Annotated in this window: 14 protein-coding genes and 1 tRNA gene; 7 read left to right on the top strand and 8 right to left on the bottom strand. The window is 73.3% G+C overall.

From position 1 onward, the window contains the following. Positions 1-19 precede the first annotated feature (19 nt). Positions 20-1,603 carry a Na+/H+ antiporter gene (locus SM793_RS02920; RefSeq protein ID WP_320436375.1) on the bottom strand — a complete coding sequence of 528 codons (1,584 nt, stop codon included), beginning with the start codon at positions 1,601-1,603 and terminating at the stop codon, positions 20-22. Between the two features lie 278 nt (positions 1,604-1,881). Here SM793_RS02920 and SM793_RS02915 point away from each other — a divergent pair, with 278 nt between their 5' ends. Then, positions 1,882-2,790 carry an NADP-dependent oxidoreductase gene (locus tag SM793_RS02915; protein WP_320436374.1) on the top strand — a complete coding sequence of 303 codons (909 nt, stop codon included), beginning with the start codon at positions 1,882-1,884 and terminating at the stop codon, positions 2,788-2,790. Between the two features lie 90 nt (positions 2,791-2,880). After that, a tRNA-Lys gene (locus tag SM793_RS02910) sits at positions 2,881-2,954 on the top strand. Between the two features lie 150 nt (positions 2,955-3,104). Here the strand turns inward: SM793_RS02910 and hemC are convergent. Both hemC and SM793_RS02900 read right to left on the bottom strand, forming a co-directional pair. Next, complete coding sequence (gene hemC / locus SM793_RS02905) at positions 3,105-4,040, bottom strand: hydroxymethylbilane synthase (protein ID WP_320436373.1); 936 nt, start codon at positions 4,038-4,040, stop codon at positions 3,105-3,107. 137 nt (positions 4,041-4,177) lie between these two features. Continuing rightward, entirely contained in the window at positions 4,178-5,413 is a 1,236-nt protein-coding gene (locus SM793_RS02900) for an MFS transporter (RefSeq protein WP_320436372.1), read from the bottom strand. A 65-nt stretch (positions 5,414-5,478) separates the two neighbouring features. Between SM793_RS02900 and SM793_RS02895 the strand changes: the two genes are divergently transcribed. Further along, positions 5,479-5,841 carry a MerR family transcriptional regulator gene (locus SM793_RS02895; RefSeq protein ID WP_320436371.1) on the top strand — a complete coding sequence of 121 codons (363 nt, stop codon included), beginning with the start codon at positions 5,479-5,481 and terminating at the stop codon, positions 5,839-5,841. 127 nt (positions 5,842-5,968) lie between these two features. Here SM793_RS02895 and SM793_RS02890 read toward each other — a convergent pair whose 3' ends face one another. Beyond that, positions 5,969-7,642: a chitinase gene (locus SM793_RS02890; protein WP_413815859.1), complete on the bottom strand. Its 1,674-nt coding sequence runs from the start codon at positions 7,640-7,642 to the stop codon at positions 5,969-5,971. A 258-nt stretch (positions 7,643-7,900) separates the two neighbouring features. Between SM793_RS02890 and SM793_RS02885 the strand changes: the two genes are divergently transcribed. Further along, entirely contained in the window at positions 7,901-11,128 is a 3,228-nt protein-coding gene (locus tag SM793_RS02885; protein WP_320436370.1) for a S41 family peptidase, read from the top strand. Between the two features lie 29 nt (positions 11,129-11,157). Here SM793_RS02885 and SM793_RS02880 read toward each other — a convergent pair whose 3' ends face one another. Beyond that, complete coding sequence (locus tag SM793_RS02880) at positions 11,158-11,424, bottom strand: hypothetical protein (RefSeq protein WP_320436369.1); 267 nt, start codon at positions 11,422-11,424, stop codon at positions 11,158-11,160. A gap of 239 nt (positions 11,425-11,663) precedes the next feature. Between SM793_RS02880 and SM793_RS02875 the strand changes: the two genes are divergently transcribed. Then, on the top strand, positions 11,664-12,461 hold the full coding sequence (locus SM793_RS02875; protein ID WP_320436368.1) for a phosphoribosyl-dephospho-CoA transferase MdcG domain-containing protein: 798 nt from the start codon (positions 11,664-11,666) through the stop codon (positions 12,459-12,461). 36 nt (positions 12,462-12,497) lie between these two features. Here SM793_RS02875 and SM793_RS02870 read toward each other — a convergent pair whose 3' ends face one another. Further along, the gene (locus SM793_RS02870) at positions 12,498-13,685 is read right to left on the bottom strand and encodes a methyltransferase domain-containing protein (protein ID WP_320436367.1); all 1,188 of its coding nucleotides are present in this window, start codon (positions 13,683-13,685) and stop codon (positions 12,498-12,500) included. Next, a complete protein-coding gene (locus SM793_RS02865) occupies positions 13,686-13,850 on the bottom strand; it encodes a hypothetical protein (protein ID WP_320436366.1) in 165 nt (54 codons plus the stop codon). 378 nt (positions 13,851-14,228) lie between these two features. Between SM793_RS02865 and SM793_RS02860 the strand changes: the two genes are divergently transcribed. Further along, positions 14,229-15,512, top strand: a complete 1,284-nt coding sequence (locus SM793_RS02860; RefSeq protein ID WP_320436365.1) for a helix-turn-helix domain-containing protein — start codon at positions 14,229-14,231, stop codon at positions 15,510-15,512. 4 nt (positions 15,513-15,516) lie between these two features. Continuing rightward, on the top strand, positions 15,517-16,005 hold the full coding sequence (locus tag SM793_RS02855; protein ID WP_320436364.1) for an NUDIX hydrolase: 489 nt from the start codon (positions 15,517-15,519) through the stop codon (positions 16,003-16,005). A gap of 70 nt (positions 16,006-16,075) precedes the next feature. Here SM793_RS02855 and SM793_RS02850 read toward each other — a convergent pair whose 3' ends face one another. Then, positions 16,076-18,175 (bottom strand): phosphocholine-specific phospholipase C, encoded by a 2,100-nt coding sequence (locus tag SM793_RS02850; protein ID WP_320436363.1) that lies wholly within the window; start codon positions 18,173-18,175, stop codon positions 16,076-16,078. Positions 18,176-18,280 lie beyond the last annotated feature (105 nt).

Here is an 18,280-nt window from a genome sequence, read left to right as displayed (position 1 = left end):
CGCCCGGACGGACCGGCCGTCACTTCCGTTCGGACCGCAGGTCGAGGCCGCGCAGCACCCGGTCGACGAGCTCCGGGTCGGCGCCGGGCTCGGCGCGGGCGGCCAGCATCTCGCGCCGGGAGGCGGCGATCATCTCCTGTTCGACGCTGTGCGCCGCGCGCCACTGGGCGAGCCGCTGCTTGGCCTCGGCGGCCTCCTCCTCGGCGTAGTTCTCGGGGCAGAGCCGGGCCAGCCGGTCGTGCTGACGGTCCCGCAGGCGGTCGGCGACCTCGGCGGGCAGCTTGTCCGCCTCCTCCAGTTCGCCGAGCCGGCGCAGTCCGGCCTTGGCCGCCCGCCACCACAGCATCCGGACCTCCTGCTCGTGCCGGTCGTGGTCGAGGTCGAGGTGCAGCCGCTTGGCCGTCCAGGGCAGGGTGAGGCCCTGGACCAGCAGGGTGAAGAGCACCACGCCGAAGGCGATGAAGACCAGTCGGCCGCGCTCCGGGAAGGGCTCGCCGGTGTCGACGGTGAGCGGGATCGCGAGGGCCAGGGCGACGGTGGCGACCCCGCGCATCCCGGACCACCAGAGCACCACGCTCTCCTGCCAGCTGATCGGGGTGTCCTCCTCGGAGTCGGCCCGCAGCCGCCGGGAGAGCCAGCCGGCCGGGAGCAGCCAGAGCAGCCGGACCCCCACCACGACGGCGATCACCACGGCGGCGTCGCCGAGCATGCCGGTCCAGCCGGAGCCGGCCTCCCTGAGGACGGTGGCGAGTTCGAGGCCGATCAGGCCGAAGGCGAAGCCGGTGATGAGGATCTCGACGATCTCCCAGAAGGCGTTGCCGACCAGCCGGTAGGCGACGGCGTCGGCGTCGGCGGCCCGTTCGGCGAGGTAGAGGCCGCAGACGACGACGGCGAGCACGCCGGAGCCGTGGATCTCCTCGGCCAGGCTGTAGGCGGCGAACGGCACCAGCAGGTTGAGCGCGACCTGCTGGGTGGGGTCCTCCAGGTAGGAGGCGAGCTTGCTGGTGGCCCAGCCGAGGGCGACGCCGATGACGACCGCGAGGACGGCCGAGAGCACGAAGCGCAGCACGGCGTCGCCGCCGGAGAAGTCGCCGCCGACCACGGCGTCGATGGCCAGCGAGTAGACGACGATCGCGGTGACGTCGTTGAACAGGCCCTCGCTCTCCAGGATGGCGACCAATCGGCGGGGCAGTCCGACGCTGCCGGCCACCGCGACGGCGGCGACCGGGTCGGGCGGGGAGACCAGGGCGCCGACCGCGATGGCGGCGGCGACCGGCAGGCCGGGCAGCAGCCAGTGCACGGTGCCGGCGACGGCCACGGTGGTGACCACGACGAGGGCGACGGCGAGCAGCAGGATGGAGCGGATGTTGGCCTTGAAGTAGCGGACCGAGGAGCGCCGGGCGACGGCGAAGATCAGCGGTGGCAGCACCAGCGGCAGGATCAGCTCGGGGTCGATCGCGATGTCCGGGATCTGCGGGATCAGTGCCATGGCGATGCCGAGCAGGGTCATCAGGACCGGCTGCGGGACCCCGGTCCGATTGGCCAGCGGCATGGTCACCACGGAGGCGAGCAGCACCAGGAAGAGCAGGGGCAGCTGGCCCACGGGGAGGTCCTCTCGATGGCGAGCGGTGGTCGAACGCGGATGCGAGCCGCATGCGGACGCGGGTGCGGACCCGGGTGCCGACCCGGACATGGCCCGGACATGGCCCGGGCCGCCGTCGAGGATAAATCCGACAATGATCTCAACTCGGGCGACACGCCGAGGAGGGGTTGACCTCAAGCGCGCTTCAGATCCGATGATCGGAACCTCGCGGGTCCGGACCGACAGCGGACCGCGGGATCCGGCAGGGATTGCGACAGCACGTGACAGGAGCGCCCGGCATGAAGGCAGTGACCGTCCCCCGGTTCGGCGGCCCCGAGGAGCTGCGGGTGACCACCGTGCCCGACCCCACCCCCGGCCCGGGCCAGGTCCGGATCCGGGTCTACGCCGCCGGGGTGCAGCCGGCGGACCTCGCGATCCGGGAGGGCCGGGCGCCGTACGGCGTCGAGCTCGTCCCCGGGCTGACCCCGGGCAACGAGTTCGCCGGGGTGGTCGACACCCTCGGCCCCGGCGTCGACGGCTGGGCGGTCGGCGAGGAGGTGCTGGGCTTCCGGGTGCTCGGCTGCGCCGCCGAACTGGTCGTCGCCGACGCGGACCGGCTGGTGCGCAAGCCGGCCGGGATGCCGTGGGAGCACGCCGGCGCGCTGTCCGCCTCCGGGCAGACCGCGCACGTCGGGCTCACCGCGCTGAAGGTCGGCAAGGGCGACACCGTGCTCGTCCACGCCGCCGCGGGCGGGGTCGGCACGGTCGCCGTCCAGCTGGCCCGGGCCTGGGGCGCCACGGTGATCGGCACCGCGAGCGAGCGCAACCACGACCATCTGCGGGCGCTCGGCGCGATCCCGGTCGGCTACGGCCAGGGGCTGGTCGAGCGGGTCCGGGCGGTGGCGCCGCAGGGGGTGGACGCGGCCTTCGACCTGGCCGGGCGCGGGGCGCTGGAGGCCTCCGTCGAGCTGGTCGCCGACCGGTCCAGGATCGGCACCGTGGTCGACTACCGGGGGGCCGCGCGGCTGGGCGCCGTCGGCGTCAGGGGCGAGCGGACGGCGGCACGACTGGCCGAGCTGGTCGGACTCTGGGAGGCGGGCGGGCTGCGGCTGGAGATCGCCGAGACCTTCCCGCTGGAGCGGGTGGCCGACGCCCACCGGCTGGTGGGCACCGGGCACGTCCGGGGGAAGGTCGTCCTCGTCCCCTGACCGGCACGGCGGTCCGGACCGTCCGGGGGGGCGGTCCGGACCGATTGTGTGTTTCCCCCGCTGACCAGGTAATGTCTTCCCCGTCAGCGCGCGCCGCTAGCTCAGTTGGTTAGAGCAGCTGACTCTTAATCAGCGGGTCCGGGGTTCGAGTCCCTGGCGGCGCACAGACAATCGGTAGGCCCCTCGCGCGAGCGAGGGGCCTACCGGCGTTTCCGGGGGTTCCGGCGTTCCGGCCGTGGACCTGGACCGGCCCCGGGACCGGCCCCGGCAGCCGCGCCGGAGCCGGAGCCAGGGGGCCGGGAGCCGGGAGCCGGTCAGTGCGGGATCGCGGCGATCAGCTCGGAGGCGCCCTGCCGCTTGAGGGCCAGCGCCGTCGCGGTGCCGAGGTCCTCCGGGCTCAGCGAGCCCGCCCACTCGTGCGCGTCCAGGACCTGCTTGCCGTCCGGGGTGAAGACCCGGCCGCGCAGCGAGAGGCGGCCGTCCTCCTCGGCCTTGGCCCAGCCCGCGATCGGCGAGTTGCAGTGCCCCTGGAGCACGTGCAGGAACATCCGCTCGGCGCTCGCCTCGCGCCAGGTCGCGTGGTCGCCGAGGCCGGTGACGGCGTCGATGGTGGCGGTGTCGTCGGCGCGGCACTGCAGGGCGAGGATCCCGGCGCCGATCGGCGGGCACATCACCTCGACCGACAGCACCTCGCTGATCCGCGCCGTCTCGCCGATCCGCTCCAGCCCGGAGAGCGCCAGCAGCAGGGCGTCCGCCTCCCCCGCCGCCAGCTTGGCCAGCCGGCTGTTGGCGTTGCCGCGGATCGGCACGTACTCCAGATGCGGGTGGGAGGCCGAGAGCTGGGCCCGCCGGCGGACCGAGGAGGTGCCGATCCGGGTGCCGGGCGGCAGCTCGTCCAGGGTCAGACCGCCGGGGTGGACCAGCGCGTCCCGGATGTCGTCGCGGCGCAGATGGGCGGCGAACACGGTGCCGGCCGGCAGCGGGCGGTCGGCCGGCACGTCCTTGAGGCAGTGGACCGCGAGGTCCGCCTCGCCGGCGAGCAGCGCGGCGTCCACCTCCTTGGTGAACGCGCCCTTGCCGCCGAGCCGGGCCAGATCGCCCATCCAGCGGTCGCCCGAGGTGGTCACCGGAACCACCTCGGTGCGCACCTCCGGCTGCAGGGCGGCGAGTTCGGCCCTGACCCGCTCGACCTGGGCGAGCGCCATCGGCGAGGAGCGGGAGACGATCCGGATCAACTCTGCGGTGGTCATTGCTGGATGATAATTCGTCAGCGGGCCCGCCCGGGCACCGGGTCACCCGGCCGGCGGTGCCGCCGGACGCGCCGGTGCCCGGGCCGGGCGGGTACTGGACCGGCACCGCTCGGGCGGCGGGCCGGGCGCGGCACCGGTCAGGAGGCGGCGCCGGGGCGGCGGGCCGGGAAGCCGTGGGTACGCGCGGCCAGGACGACCGCCAGGACGGCCAGCAGCAGGAGCAGCACCGTCCACGGGAAGGAGCCCGCGCCGAGCCGGTCCAGCAGCAGGCCGCCGGCCACGCCCCCGCCGGCCATCGCCGCGTTCCACAGGGTGACCAGCACCGTCTGCGCGGCGTCCGCCTGCTCGCCGCCCGCGTCGCCGACGGCGGTCTGCAGCAGAGTGGGCATGCCGCCCCAGCCGAGTCCCCACAGCGCGGCGGCCGCGTACACCGCGAGGGTGCTGCCGGTGGCCAGACCGAGTACGGCGGCCGCGGCGGCGATCAGCAGGGTGGCGCCGACGGTGAGCGCGCGGGACCTGCGGTGGATGTGCGCGCCGGTGAGCCAGATGCTCAGCAGCGAGGCCGCGCCGAAGGCGAGCAGCACGGCGTCGGTGGCGCCGCCCATGCCGCGCCGGTCGAGGAAGGGCGCGATGTAGGTGTAGAGGACGGTGTGGGCGAGGACGAGGACGACGGTCACGGTGAGCACCGGGGTCACCCCCGGGACGGTGAGGGAGCGCAGCACCGGGGTCCGTTCGCCGCGGGCCCGGCCGGGCACCTCGGGGACGGCCGCGGCGATCCAGCCGGTCACGCCGACCGCGATCGCGGTCATCAGCAGGAACGGCACCCACCAGCCGGTCGCCGAGCCGAGGAAGGTCCCGGCGGGCACGCCCAGCGACAGGGCGAGCGGCACCCCGGTCATCGCGACGGCGATGGCCCGGCCCTGGAGCTCGGGCGGCGCGAGCAGCCGGGCGTACCCGGCGAGCAGGGCCCAGGCGAGGCCGGCGGCGACCCCGGCGAGGAAGCGGGCGGCCATGGTGAGCGGGTAGCTGGTGGACAGCGCGGTGACGGTGTTGGCGGCGGCGAAGCCCACCATCGCGGTGAGCAGCAGGCGTCGGCGGCCCCAGCCGGCGGTGGCCGCGGTGAGCGGGACGGCGGTGAGGGCGGTGCCGACGGCGTAGACGGTGACGGCCTGGCCCATGGCGGACTCGCCGACGCCGAGGTCCGCGCTCATCCCGGGCAGCACGCCGGCCGGCAGGGTCTCGGTGAGGGCGGTGACGAAGACGGCGGTGGCGAGGGCCAGCAGGGCGGGCAGCGGCAGGGCCGCCGGCGCCGGGGCGGCGGGCGGGGCGGCGGGCGGGGCGGTCCGGACGGTCGTCCGTGGAGTGGTCGGCATGCCGGATATGCTCGAACCCTCACATTGATGTGAGGGTCAACGCGACCGGCTGTGAGGTGGGGCACATGCGGATCGGCGAGCTGTCCGAACGGACCGGGGCGTCCCGGCGGCTGCTGCGGTACTACGAGGAGCAGGGGCTGATCGTGGCCGAGCGCTGCGCCAACGGCTACCGCGCCTACGACGAGCCGACGGTGGACCGGGTGCTGCAGGTCCGGGGGCTGCTGGACGCGGGGCTGCCGACCCGGATCATCAAACAGATCCTGCCCTGTCTCGACAAGCCCCGCACCATCCACTTCGAGCACGCCACCCCGGAGATGATGGCCACCCTGGAGCAGGAGCTGTCCGGGATGAGCGAGCGGATCTCCTGTCTGACCCGCAACCGGGACGCGATCGCGGAGTACCTGGCGGCGGTCCGGGTGGACCGCTGAGCGGCGGGTTCGTCCGACCCACCGCCGCCCAGCGGTCAGCCTCCGGGCCTCGGGCCTCAGCCGTCGGGCCTCGGCCGTCGGGCTTCGGGCTTCGGGCCTCAGCCTTCGACCGGTGGCCGGTCGGCCCTCAGCGGCGGAAGTAGGAGTCGAAGTTCTTCGAGAACTCCCGGCCGCCGAACTGGTCCCAGTTGATGGACCAGGTCATCAGACCGCGCAGGCCGGGCTGGGCGCCCGCCTTGGGGACGTAGCTTCCGCAGTTGGCGAGCCTGGTGAGGCAGTCCAGCGCCTTGTTCACCTCGGCCGGAGCGACGTAGCCGTTGCCCGCGTTGGTGGTGGCCGGCATGCCGATGGCGATCTTGGAGGCGGGCAGCGCCGGGAACACGTTGCTGGTGTTGCCCGCCACCGGGAAGCCCTTGAGCAGCATGTCGGTCATCGCGACGTGGAAGTCCGCGCCGCCCATGGAGTGGTACTGGTTGTCCAGGCCCATGATGGAGCCGGAGTTGTAGTCCTGGACGTGCAGCAGGGTCAGGTCGTCGCGCAGGGCGTGGATGACCGGCAGGTACGCGCCCGCCCGCGGGTCCTGGCCGCCCCAGGGACCGGAACCGTAGTACTGGTAGCCGAGTTGGACGAAGAAGGTCTCCGGCGCCATGGTCAGCACGAAGCTGGGGCCGTACTTGGCCTTGAGCGTCCGGATCGCCGAGATCAGGTTGACGACGACCGGACTGGTCGGGTTCTTGAAGTCGGTGTCGCCGGTCTGGAGCGACAGCGAGTGGCCCTCGAAGTCGATGTCCAGGCCGTCCAGGCCCCACTTGTCGATGATCGCCGAGACCGAGCCGACGAACGCGTCCCGGGCGGCGGCGGTGGTGAGCTGCACCTGGCCGTTCTGGCCGCCGATCGAGATCAGCACCTTCTTGCCCTTGGCGCGCTTGGCCGCGATGGCGGCCTTGAAGTCGGCGTCGGACTCGGCGGTCGGGCACTCGGTGGCCGGGCAGCGGTTGAACCGGATGTCGCCCGAGGTGACGGAGGTCGGCTCGCCGAAGGAGAGGTTGATGAAGTCCCAGGAGTCGGGGACGTCCGCCACCCGGGTGTAGCCGGCGCCGTTGGCGAAGCTCGCGTGCAGGTAGCCGACCAGGGCCTTGGAGCCGGGCGGCGGGGTGGTCGGGGTCCCGGTGGGCGTGACGGTCGGGGTCACCGTGGGGGTGACCGTCGGCGTCACGGTGGGCGTGACGGTCGGAGTGACCGTCGGCGTCGCGGTCGGGCTGGGGGCGCCGGGGCCGTCCAGCGAGACGTCGTCCGCGTAGTAGGTGCCCTGGCCGTACCAGCCGTGGGTGTAGACGGTGGCGCTGGTCTGGGTGGCGCCGGTGGTGAAGGCGACGCTCAGCTTCTGGTAGGCGCCGCCGGTGCCGGGCGTCCAGGTCGAGGTGCCGCCGTCCACGCCGAGGTAGACGTACGAGCCCTTGACGTAGGCGCTGAGCGTGTAGGCGGTGTTCGGCGCGACGGCGACGGTCTGCGCGCAGCGGGCGCTGTCGCCCGCCGAGGCGGCCCCGGCGAGGGCGTAGCTCCCGCCGTGGGACTGCCCGGTGACGACGCTGCCGGTGCCGCCGGAGCAGCTCCAGGGGCCGAGGGCGCCGCTCTCGAAACCGCCGTTGACCAGGAACTCCCCGGCCGAGGCGCTGGGCGCCAGGCCCAGGGTGAGGCCGACCATGGTGGCGGCGGCGACGGCCGAGGCGGTGCCGGCGGCCAGCAGGGCGCGCGGCCGGCGGCGGGCGGGCGCGGGCAGGGTGACGGGTGATCTGCGCATGTGGGGGACTCCTCGCGGAGGCGCGGGTGTGGGGGTGTCCGGGGCATGCCCGGGCGCGCACCGGTGGTGGGGGAACGGCGCGGCCGGGCATCAGAGTTGGACTAGACCACTGAAGTGGATCCGGCCGTACGGTGTCAATGGTCCAGACCGGTTCCGGGGGCCGGGAGCGGCAGGTCGGGGCGGGTCCCGGGGCCCTCGCCCGACCCGCCCGTCCGGGCTCGGGTTGCCGGGCGCGACCCGCGGCCGAAGCATGGAAGGGTGACGTCGCCCGGCTACCTCCGCCACCCCCACCTGCGCGGGGGCCTGCTGGCGTTCACCGCCGAGGACGACGTCTGGATCGCCCCGCTCGACCCCGACGCCGCCGGCACCGGCCGGGCCTGGCGGATCAGCTGCGACCGCACCCGGGTCAGCCACCCCCGGATCTCCCCCGACGGCCGCACCCTCGCCTGGACCGGCTGGCTGAGCCTCGCCCCCGAGGTGTGGACCGCCCCGGTCGACGGCGGCGAGGCCCGCCGGCTCAGTTACTGGGGCAGCCAGGACACCCGGCTGCGCGGCTGGCTGCCCGACGGCGAACTGCTCGCCGTCACCTCCTACCACGAGCCCTTCGGCCACTACACCTGGGCGCACGCCCTGCCCCCCGACGGCAGCCCCGCCCGGCGGATGCCCTGGGGACCGGTCGGCGACGCCCAGGTCGGCCCCGCCCACACCGTGCTGCTCACCGGAGCCGCCCCGCACGAACCCGCCGCCTGGAAGCGCTACCGCGGCGGCGCCACCGGCCGGCTCTGGGTGGACGGCGAACGGATCCTCGCCGACCTCCCCGGACACCTCGCCTGCCCGATGCCGGTCACCGCCCCCGACGGCGACCGGATCGCCTTCCTCTCCGACCACGAGGGCGTCGGCAACCTCTACTCCTGCCGCCCCGACGGCACCGGACTGCGCCGGCACACCGACCACGCCTCCTACTACGCCCGCGAGGCCGCCACCGACGGCACCCGGATCGTCTACCAGCACGCCGGCGACCTCTGGCTGCTGGACGGCCTCGACGCCCCCGCCCCGCGCCGGCTGCGCGTCCCGCTCGGCGGCTCCCGGGCCGGCCGCCGCCCGTACCGGGTCGCCGCCGCCTCCCACGTCAAGGACCTCGCCTGCGACCGCACCGGCCGGGCCGGGGTGATCACCGTCCGCGGCAGCCAGTACTGGCTCACCCACCGCGAGGGCCCGGCCCGGGCGCTCGCCGACACCCCCGGCGTCCGGACCCGGCTGCCGGTCGTGCTCGCCGGGACCGGCGAGGCCGCCTGGATCACCGACGCCGAGGGCGAGGACGCCGTCGAGATCGTGCCGCTGCCCGGCCACGAGCAGGCACCCTCGCAGCACGGCCACCGGGTGCTCGCCGCCGGGCGGCTCGGCCGCGTCCTGGAACTCACCGCGGCCCCCGACGGCGCCCTCCTCGCCGTCACCTCCGCCGACGGGCGGCTACTGCTGCTCACCGCCGCCGACGGCACCGTCCGGGAACTCGCCGCCTCCGGCCACGGACCGGTCACCAGCGCCCGCTTCTCGCCCGACTCGCGGTGGATCGCCTGGTCCCAGCCCGCCGCCGGCCGCTCACTGCGCCGGATCCGGCTCACCCGCACCGGCGCCCCCGCACCGGTCGTCGACGTCACCGACGGCCGGTTCGAGGACGAGCAGCCGGTCTTCACCCGGGACGGCCGCTACCTGGCCTTCCTCTCCTGGCGCGGCTTCGACCCCGTCCACGACGTGCACACCGGCGACCTCTCCTTCCCGCTCGGCTGCCGCCCCTACCTCGTCCCGCTCGCCGCCGGCACCCCGTCCCCGTTCGCCGCCCCCGACGAGGACCCCGCCCCGCACGGCGACGGCGGCGGCGACGGCACCGTCCACGTCGACCCCGAGGGCATCGGCGAGCGGCTGGTCCAGTTCCCCGTCCTGGCCGGCAAGTACTCGGCCACCGACGCCGTCCGGGGTGGCCTGGTCTGGCTGCGCTGGCCGATCTCCGGCATGCTCGGCCAGACCTTCACCAACCCCGACGACACCTCCGGCCGCCCCTCCCTGGAGTACTACGACCTGGCTCGCGGCAGCCGCTCCACCCTCGCCGACCGGCTCGACGGCTTCGCGGTCTCCGGCGACGGCGGCTCGGTCGCCGTCTACTCGGCCGGCACCCTGCGGATCGTCCCGGTCACCGCGCCCTCCGGCGCCACCACCGTCGACCTGCGGCGGATCACCCACACCGTGCACCCGGCCGCCGAGTGGCGCCAGTCCTACGCGGAGGCCGCGCGGATCGTCCGGGACCAGTTCTGGGACGAGGGGATGTGCGGACTCGACTGGCCCGCCCTCGTCGCCCAGTACGAGCCGCTGCTGGAGCGGATCGCCGGCCCCGACGACTTCGCCGACCTGCTGCGCGAACTCCTCGGCGAACTCGGCACCTCGCACGCCTACGTCACCCCGTCCCGCCGCGGCGAGGGCCCCTCCCTCGCCCAGCAGCCCGTCGGCCTGCTCGGCGCCAACGCCCACCGCACCCCCGACGGACACTGGCTGGTCGACCGCGTCCTGCCCGGCGAGTCCTCCGACCCGCGCGCCCGCGCCCCGCTCGCCACCCACGGCGTGCACGACGGCGACGAACTGCTCGCCGTCGCCGGGCGCCCCGTCGACCCGGTGCGCGGACCGCTGCCGCTGCTCGCCGGCACCGGCGGCACCAGCGTCGAGCTCACCCTGCGCCGGGGCGGCCCCGACGGCACCCCGCGCCGGATCACGGTCACCCCGCTCACCGACGAACGGCCCGTCCGCTACCAGGACTGGGTGGTCAAACGGCGCGCCCTGGTCCGGGAGTTCAGCGACGGCCGGTGCGGCTACCTGCACATCCCCGACCTCGGCGGCTCCGGCTGGGCGCAGTTCAACCGGGACGTGCGGCGGGAGATGGACAAACCCGCGCTCGTCCTGGACGTGCGCGGCAACGCCGGCGGCAACGTCTCCGAACTCGTCCTGGAGAAACTCACCCGCCGCGTGCTGGCCTGGGACTTCAGCCGGGGCCGGGAACCCGTCCGGTGGCCGCGCGACGCGCCGCGCGGGCCGGTGGTGGCACTCGCCGACGAGGCCACCAGCTCGGACGGGGACGTCGTCATCGCCGCGATCCGGCTGCTCGGACTCGGCCCGGTGGTCGGCAACCGCACCTGGGGCGGAGTGGTCGGCATGACCGGGCGGCACCTGCTCGGCGACGGGACGCAGATCTCGGTGCCGAAGAACGCCTCCTGGTTCACCGGCGGGCTCGGCTGGTCGATCGAGAACCGGGGCGTCGAACCGGACGTGCACGTGCTCCGCACCCCCGGGGACTGGGCCGCCGGGCGGTACCCGGAACTGGCCACGGCGGTGCGGCTGGCACTGGACCTGCTGGAGGACGCACCGGCCGCGGTACCTCCCCCGGCGGACACACCGCGCCCGGACCTGCGGCGGCCGCCGCTACCGCCCCGGGAGCGGTGAGCGGCGGCCGGGTCGCCCGCCCCAGCGGGTCAGCCCCAGGGGTCACCCTCCGCGGTCATGTCCTGGCGGGCCCGCTCCTCGGCCTCCCGCTCGCCGATCGCGGCCGACTCCCGGGCCTCCCTGGCCTTCTCCGCCTCGCTGCCGAAGGCGTCGGCGGCCTCGTCGTGCGCGAGCGCGGCGCGCTGCGCGGCGTCGGTCATCGCGGCGGTGCCCTGCTCGGGGCCCCCACCGAGCGAGGACCTGGCCTCCTCGGCGGAGTGCTGCGCCTTGTGGCGGAACCTGTCGAAGATGCCCATGACTCCTCCTCCGGGCTGATTCCGGTTTGCCCCCACTCTCACACCGCGGTGCCGGGCCCGCACCCGCTGCGGGGCCGTTGGGCCCTCGGTCCCGGTTGAGCCCTTGATCCCGGTTGAGCCCTTGGTCCCGGTTGAGCCCTTGGTCCCGGGTGGTGGGCGCCGAAGGTCCGTAGCCGGGGCGGTGGGGCGGGGGAAGGGTGGGAACCGTCAGCCGGTCCCGTCCACCCCTGGAGCCCACCGTGACCGTCGCCGCCCTTCCCCGCCTCCCCCGTCCGAGTGAGGACCCGCACGGCGGGCCGCGCCGACTGGTCGGGGCCCTGGCTGCACCGGGCGGGCGGCCGCCCGGCGCGCACGACCTGCTGCTGATGCGGTGCCCCAGCTCCCTGCGGCCCCTCGACGGCGGCGAACTTCCCGCCTGGACCCGGCAGGTGCTGCGCGCGCACCCCTGGGTGACGGTCGCCCGGGCCCCTTCCATGGCGGGGTCGCCCGTGGACACGCCCCGTCCCGTGCGCTGCACCCGGGACGCGTCGGCCGCCGCCGAGACCTGGATCCCGGTCACGGTGCGCGGCCCCGAACGCGGGCAGCGGCTGGACGCACTGGCACCCCGGGCGGCGGTGGCCCGCACGCTGCGCCCGGAGCAGCTGCCGGGCCGGATCGGCCTGCTGTCCCCCGCCCGGATCGCGGCGGTCCCGGCCCTGGCGGTGCTGCCCACCGCCGGACAGCTGATCGCGGACCACCGGCTGGCCTGGGGCCCGGTCGGCGCGATCGGCTACGAGCTGGCCACCGGCGAACCGGTGGCAGGCCCGCTGAGCCCCCTGCGGGTAGTGCTGCGCGCTCCGCAGCCGATCAGCCGCCGCGACGCGCTGCAACTGCGGCGGGCGCTGAGCCGGCTGCGGGTGCCCCTCCAGGCCGAACTGGAGACCCGCCACGGCGCGGTGCTGCTGACCGAGTACGCGGCGGGTCCGTTCACGCTTACTCTGTTGACCCCGGACGGCCCTCGGGAGGTCCACGACCCGTGGTTTCCCCGGGAGTTGTGAGGTCCGGGGCGCCGCCCAATCGGCGGCGCCCCGGGCTCACTCCAGCGGGGGTGCGGAACTCCGTACGACCGTCCGCGGGTCGTCGAGCCAGTAGCTGTGCGACCCGTCGGGGGCCACGGTCAGCCCGAAACGGTCAGGTCCGGGCTCGTCCTCGACCAGCCACCACGCATGGGCCTCGGCCACCTCGGCCCACAGCCGTCGGGGACCGTGCTGCCATACCGTGAACCCCTTCGCTCCGTCGCCCGCCCAGTCCACGGCCGCCCACGACTTCGCGTCCGTGGTGGCGAGCCAGAGCCGGCGGGCGACGCCGTCCACATCGGGATCGTTGTCCCAGGCCTGCCACACATCGGCAAGGCGAATGCCGATGCTGAACGACAGGTCCCCCCGATCCTCGGCGATCTCGAACGCGGGCAGGTCGGTGAACGACTCGTCGGGCACGTGCTCGTCCCGGACCACGTCCCGGTAGAGCCGGACCCCGGATCGCTGCCTCCGATTGAGCATGAAAGCACTGTGCGGGCTGAACCGCCCCGAGGCACTGCCGTCCTCGGCCACCGCCAGCAGCAGCAAACCCCACCCCATCCACGGACTGTCCCACGGCAGCAGAACCAACCCGCCCGGTACGGTCTGTGCGATCAGATCCGACGGCACGGACCGGAACGCGCAGGTGGCGATCACGCGATCGTACGGAGCGCCCGGGGCCCATCCGCGGCTGCCGTCACCACACACCACCACGGGGGACAGCCCGAGGTCGTGCAGGGCGGTGCGAGCGCTCGCGGCCACAGCGGGGTCGACTTCGACACTGGTCACCAGGTCCGGGCCGAGGCGGTGCGACATGAGCGCCGCGTTCCACCCCGGACCGGTGCCGATCTCCAGCACGCGCATGCCGCTCCGCAGGTCGAGCATGTCGAGCATGCGGAAGACGATTCCCGGATCGGACAGGGACGACGTCGGAACCGGGTCGTCGTCGGTCTCCCGACCGTCGTTGACCTGAGTGACCACCGGGGCTTCCGCATAGGCGGTGGCCCACCAGCCGGCGGGGTCGCCGGTCCTGCTGATCGGCTCAAGTGTGTTCGCGTCCCGGACCAGTTCCGGCATGAAGTGGTGGCGGGGGACCGCGTAGGCGGCGGCCTCCCACTCGGGGGCCACGTCGTGGCCGAGGTATTCCGCGACAGCCCGGAGCAGGCCGCGCATGGCGGCCTGCCCCGTCTCGTGCTCACCGGTCAACTACTTCTCGTCCTTCTTGTGCTTGTTGTCGACCTTGCCGCTCTGGTGATCGGCGGTCGTCTTGGAGTCGCCGGGGTCCTTCTTGCCCCCGTGCCTGCCCTGCCCACCGTCGTTGCCGCCCGATCCGCCGCCACTGCTTCCGCCCTTACCCGTACCCCAGGCCATGGCCAGTCCTCCTACGTAGATGGTTGGTCGGCGTTCTCGGTGCGCCACTCGATCTCCGGCGCTGTCGGGCCGGGAGGACGTTCGATCGGGGTGCTCATGCTGACTGCTCCTCACGATGGGGAGAACCGGGCGTCGGGCGACGCTCCTGGTCGTACATCGGTGCGAGGTGCCCGCACCGGCCGTCTCATGGAAGGGCGACCAGGGCGGGTGGTGCTGATCCTCTCGCTGCTCCCCGGGGAGCAGCGAGTCACCTGCCAGTGCCGCCATTCAACGGCGCAGAGCCCTTGCCCGGAGACTCCGAGTCGGTGACTCCAAGTTGGAGTCCGTGCACACGCTGTGGGCTTACGATCGGAGCGCGCCGTCAGGGGGAGCGAAACAGTGGACCTGGACCAGCCACCATCACCGCGCGATGTCGTCGCGGGGCTCCTCGGAGATGAGCGGATGCTGGCCATCCTCCGAGCACGCGATATCGGCGCTCTGTTCAAGCTGCTGAACGGCCGTGGCGTCAGCACACGCCGTCTCGCCGCAGCAGCTGAGATCACACAGGGCCGTCTGTACGACTACATGAATGGTCGGACCCGGGTCGAAAAGTTGTCGATGTTCGAGCAACTGGCCGACGCGTTCCACATCCCGGGCAGCTTGTTCGGCCTCGCAATACGCCCGTGGGAACCAACAGCGCCGGTGCAACCGGCGCCCTTGGCGGCCGTACTTGCCGAATCCGACGACCTCGCAGCAATGGATGCGTTTCGCGAGGCAGACCGCCAAGCCGGCGGCGGGCGACTGTACGGCGCCGTTGTACAACACCTGCGGGTGAGTGTGGCTCCGCGCTTGATGGACGGCACGACGGGCCCAAGCGTCTTCGGCGCCGCCGCCGCTCTCACCGAAATGGCTGGCTGGATGGCGCATGACTCGGGCCAGGACGTCCTGGCGGCTGCGCACTTCGCCAAGGCATTGCCGCTCGCGCGGATCTCAGGTGATCAGCCGTTCGCGGCCCACGTCGCCGCGAGCAACAGTCACCTGTCCCTACAGTCCGGCGATACCAAGCAGGCTGCACATTGGGCATTGACTGGGATTGAAATCGCCCGCGGTGGCCCTCACTTGCCGAGTCTGGCCGCACGCCTTCACACGATGCACGCTCGCGCTCTGGCAGCACTCGGGCAGCCGACATCGGCGAGGTACGCACTCGGGCAGGCTCGCACTCTCCTCGACCTCGCCACGGATGACGCTCATCCCTGGCTCAGCCCCTTCGATCACGCGGCCCTGGCCAGTGAGTCCGCTCTGGCGCTCAAGGACTTGGGGCGGTACAGCGATGCGCTGGAGCACGCACAGGAGGCCGTGCGGCTTCGAGGCCATGGACGGGCAAGATCCCTTGCATTGAGCCGCATCACGCTCGCAGCCGTGCACGTGCAGCGCAAGGAACTGGACGCCGCGGTCGGGGTCGGGGCCGAACTTCTCGCTACCAGCCCCACCCTCGGTTCAGTAAGGGTCGTTCAGCAGCTTGACGACCTTCGGGATCAGCTCGCCGAGCACGCCGATTACCGTCCCGTCCGTGAGTATCTGGCACGATTCGCCGAAGCACGCAGAACCCGGGCGTTGCTACTGGCCGACATCATGCCGCCGCGAAGGGGAGGGAACGGCAGTGGGGACACCGACGCCGGATGACCCGGTGGCATGGGCCGCCTACCTCGCCGAGGGCAACGCCAGACAGGCGCGGAAACGCGTTGCCGCCGATGTGATCATCAGAGACCCCGTGGGCCGGATCCTGGTCGTGAACCCGGGCTACAAGCCGGGTTGGGACCTCCCTGGTGGGATGGCGGAGGCGAACGAAGCCCCGGAACTGGCGGCGCGCCGCGAGCTACGCGAAGAACTCGGCTTGGAGATCCGCACCTGCGGGCTTCTCGTCGTCGACTGGGTACCCCCACACGGGCCGTGGGACGATCAACTTGCCTTCATCTTCGACGGTGGCGTGATCACCACCGATCAGGCGGATGTCCTACTCCCCCATGACGCCGAGCTGATAGAAGCTGCGATGCTCGCGCCTACCGACGCACGTCGGCTTCTGCGCGCCCGGCTTCTGCCTCGTTATGACGCCGCTCTGGCGGCCCTGCAGGATGGGCGGCCCCGCTACCTCAACGACGGGCACCCGACTTCCTGAACGGCGCGGTCTGACGCACCTCCCCCGGGTCCGCTGCCCGGTGTGCGGGCAGCGGACCCCGTTTTGTGCCTCAGCCGGTGATGCTGGCCGTGCCGGTCTCCAGGTGGCCGGTGAAGCGCTGGGACCAGGTGGTGTCCACGTTCACCGTCACGGTGAAGTCGTACCAACCATTCGTGTAGGCGACGGCGTTGAAGAAGTCCGTCACACTGCCGCCCGCCGGGACCTGGTACGTCCAGGGGCCGTCGGTGCGGTAGTTGGTGGACGTGATGGTGAAGGTCATCGCCGCAGTACCGGTGTTGGCGAGCTTGAAGTACACCGCGGGCTTGCCCGTGCCCGGTTCGACCGCGTACGAGCAGGTGACGGCCGCGTTCTTGCCGGCCTTGTTGGCATCGCCCTTGAAGCGGCGCAGGAAGCGGTTGGGGCCGACCACGCTCAGGTCGTAGGGGCCGCCGCCGAAGCCGGTGCCGCAGTTGAAGAAGTCGCTCTGGTTGCCGCCGGGGTCGACGGTGTACTGCCAGGGGCCGCCGCCGCGGTAGGCGTTGGCGTAGGCGGCGAAGTGGGCGGACTTGGTCACCACCGCGCCCTCGTTGGCCATCGTCAGCCAGACCTTGATCGCACCGGCCGAGCCGTACTCCAGGTGGTCCAGGTTGGCGTTCGGCTGGTGGGGCAGGGCGCGGGCCGGGCGGGTTCCCGTCTCCTGGGCGGGCAGCTTGTTGTCCACCGGGGCCGGGTTGGGCAGCGGGCCGCAGCTCGACATGCCGACCACCGCGCCGGCCGTGTCGGGCAGCCCGGGCAGGCCGTAGACCGGGTTGGCGAAGTCGAACAGGCCGGTCAGGTCGCCGCAGACCCGGCGGCGCCAGTCGCTGATGTTGACGCAGGTGGCGGGCCTGCCGATGGCGGCGGTCCACTTCTCCAGGAAGCGCAGCACCGAGGTGTGGTCGAAGACCTCGGAGGAGACCCAGCCGCCGCGGGTCCACGGGGAGACGGCGATCATCGGGACGCGGAAGCCGAGGCCGAGGTTGGTGCCGCCGTAGAACTCGCCCGGGGTGCCGGCCGGGGCGGCGGGCGGCGGGACGTGGTCGAAGAAGCCGTCGTTCTCGTCGTAGTTGAGGAACAGGACGCTGGAGTTGAAGACGTCCGCGTCCGCGTTGAGCGCGTCGATCACCCGGTGGACGAAGTGCGCGCCGTCGGCCGGGGTGGCGTAGGGGTGCTCGGAGACCTCCTGGTTGGGGACGATCCAGGAGACCTGCGGGAGCGTCCCGGCCAGCACGTCGGACTTGATCGCGGCGACGATGTCGTCCGGGGTCTTCCCGGTGACCTTGGGGACGGAGCCCATGCCCTTGACGGCGAGCGGGCTGCCGGCCGGGGCGTTGGCGAACTGGGTGAAATAGGCCAAAGCGTTGTCGCCGTAGTTGTCGGCGGCGTTCTGGTAGACCTTCCAGCTGACGCCGGCGTTCTCCAGCGCCTCGGCGTAGGTCTGCCAGCGCAGGCCCTTCTCGTCTCCGCCGTCGTAGGCCGGGCCGCCCGCCGCGCCGGTCGGGTCGATCTGGCCGGACCAGTGGTAGGTGCGGTTGGGGCCGGTGGCGCTCAGCATCGAGCAGAAGTAGGCGTCGCAGATGGTCCAGTTCTCGGCGAGCGCGTAGTGGAACGGGATGTCCTGGCGGGTGAGGAAGCCGAGCGGGCGGTTGTTGCCCTTGGCCGCCACCCAGGAGTCCATCTTGCCGCCGTTCCAGGCCCGGTGTTGGTCCCCCCAGCCGTGGGCGAGGTCGCCGTTGCACTGGGCCAGGCGCTCCGGGTCGGCGCCGCCGGCCGGCTTGGTGAGGCTGAACTGCCACGGGTACTGGCGGCCCAGGCCGTTGGGCTGGTTGAAGACGGAGTAGCCGCCGGCGATCTGGATGGCGGAGCGGTCCGCGAAGCCGCGGACGCCGCGCAGGGTGCCGAAGTAGTGGTCGAAGCTGCGGTTCTCCTGCATGAGGATCACGATGTGCTTCGCGTCGGCGAGGGTGCCGGTCTGCGACAGCGCCGCCGACGGGGCAGCGGCGGTTACCTCCCCCGGCGCTCCGGCCGCCGGGGCGGCGCCCGCTCCGGTGCTGCCGGCACCGGCCGCGGCGAGGCCCGCGGCGGCGGCACCGGACATGGTCACGAACTTCCTACGACTCAACTCGGCCATCAGCCCAGCCCGTCCCTTCACTGGCGAGGTTGTGCACACAACTCGGGGCCACTCGATCGCGCAGCATCTTCCACCCGCCCGGACGGCCCGGCCAGGGGCCGGAAG

It is taken from the genome of Kitasatospora purpeofusca, from assembly GCF_034043715.1.
Lineage (GTDB): Bacteria > Actinomycetota > Actinomycetes > Streptomycetales > Streptomycetaceae > Kitasatospora > Kitasatospora purpeofusca_A.
The sequence above is the reverse complement of the archived record's forward strand: the minus strand, read 5'-3'. Positions and strand labels throughout refer to the sequence as shown.

Excerpts from the sequence above, each read along its gene's own strand:
- SM793_RS02915 (WP_320436374.1), top strand. The coding sequence starts at position 1,882 with ATGAAGGCAGTGACCGTCCCCCGGTTCGGCGGCCCCGAGGAGCTGCGG.
- hemC (WP_320436373.1), bottom strand. The coding sequence starts at position 4,040 with ATGACCACCGCAGAGTTGATCCGGATCGTCTCCCGCTCCTCGCCGATG.
- SM793_RS02900 (WP_320436372.1), bottom strand. The coding sequence starts at position 5,413 with ATGCCGACCACTCCACGGACGACCGTCCGGACCGCCCCGCCCGCCGCC.
- SM793_RS02895 (WP_320436371.1), top strand. The coding sequence starts at position 5,479 with ATGCGGATCGGCGAGCTGTCCGAACGGACCGGGGCGTCCCGGCGGCTG.
- SM793_RS02890 (WP_413815859.1), bottom strand. The coding sequence starts at position 7,642 with ATGCGCAGATCACCCGTCACCCTGCCCGCGCCCGCCCGCCGCCGGCCG.
- SM793_RS02880 (WP_320436369.1), bottom strand. The coding sequence starts at position 11,424 with ATGGGCATCTTCGACAGGTTCCGCCACAAGGCGCAGCACTCCGCCGAG.
- SM793_RS02865 (WP_320436366.1), bottom strand. The coding sequence starts at position 13,850 with ATGGCCTGGGGTACGGGTAAGGGCGGAAGCAGTGGCGGCGGATCGGGC.
- SM793_RS02850 (WP_320436363.1), bottom strand. The coding sequence starts at position 18,175 with ATGGCCGAGTTGAGTCGTAGGAAGTTCGTGACCATGTCCGGTGCCGCC.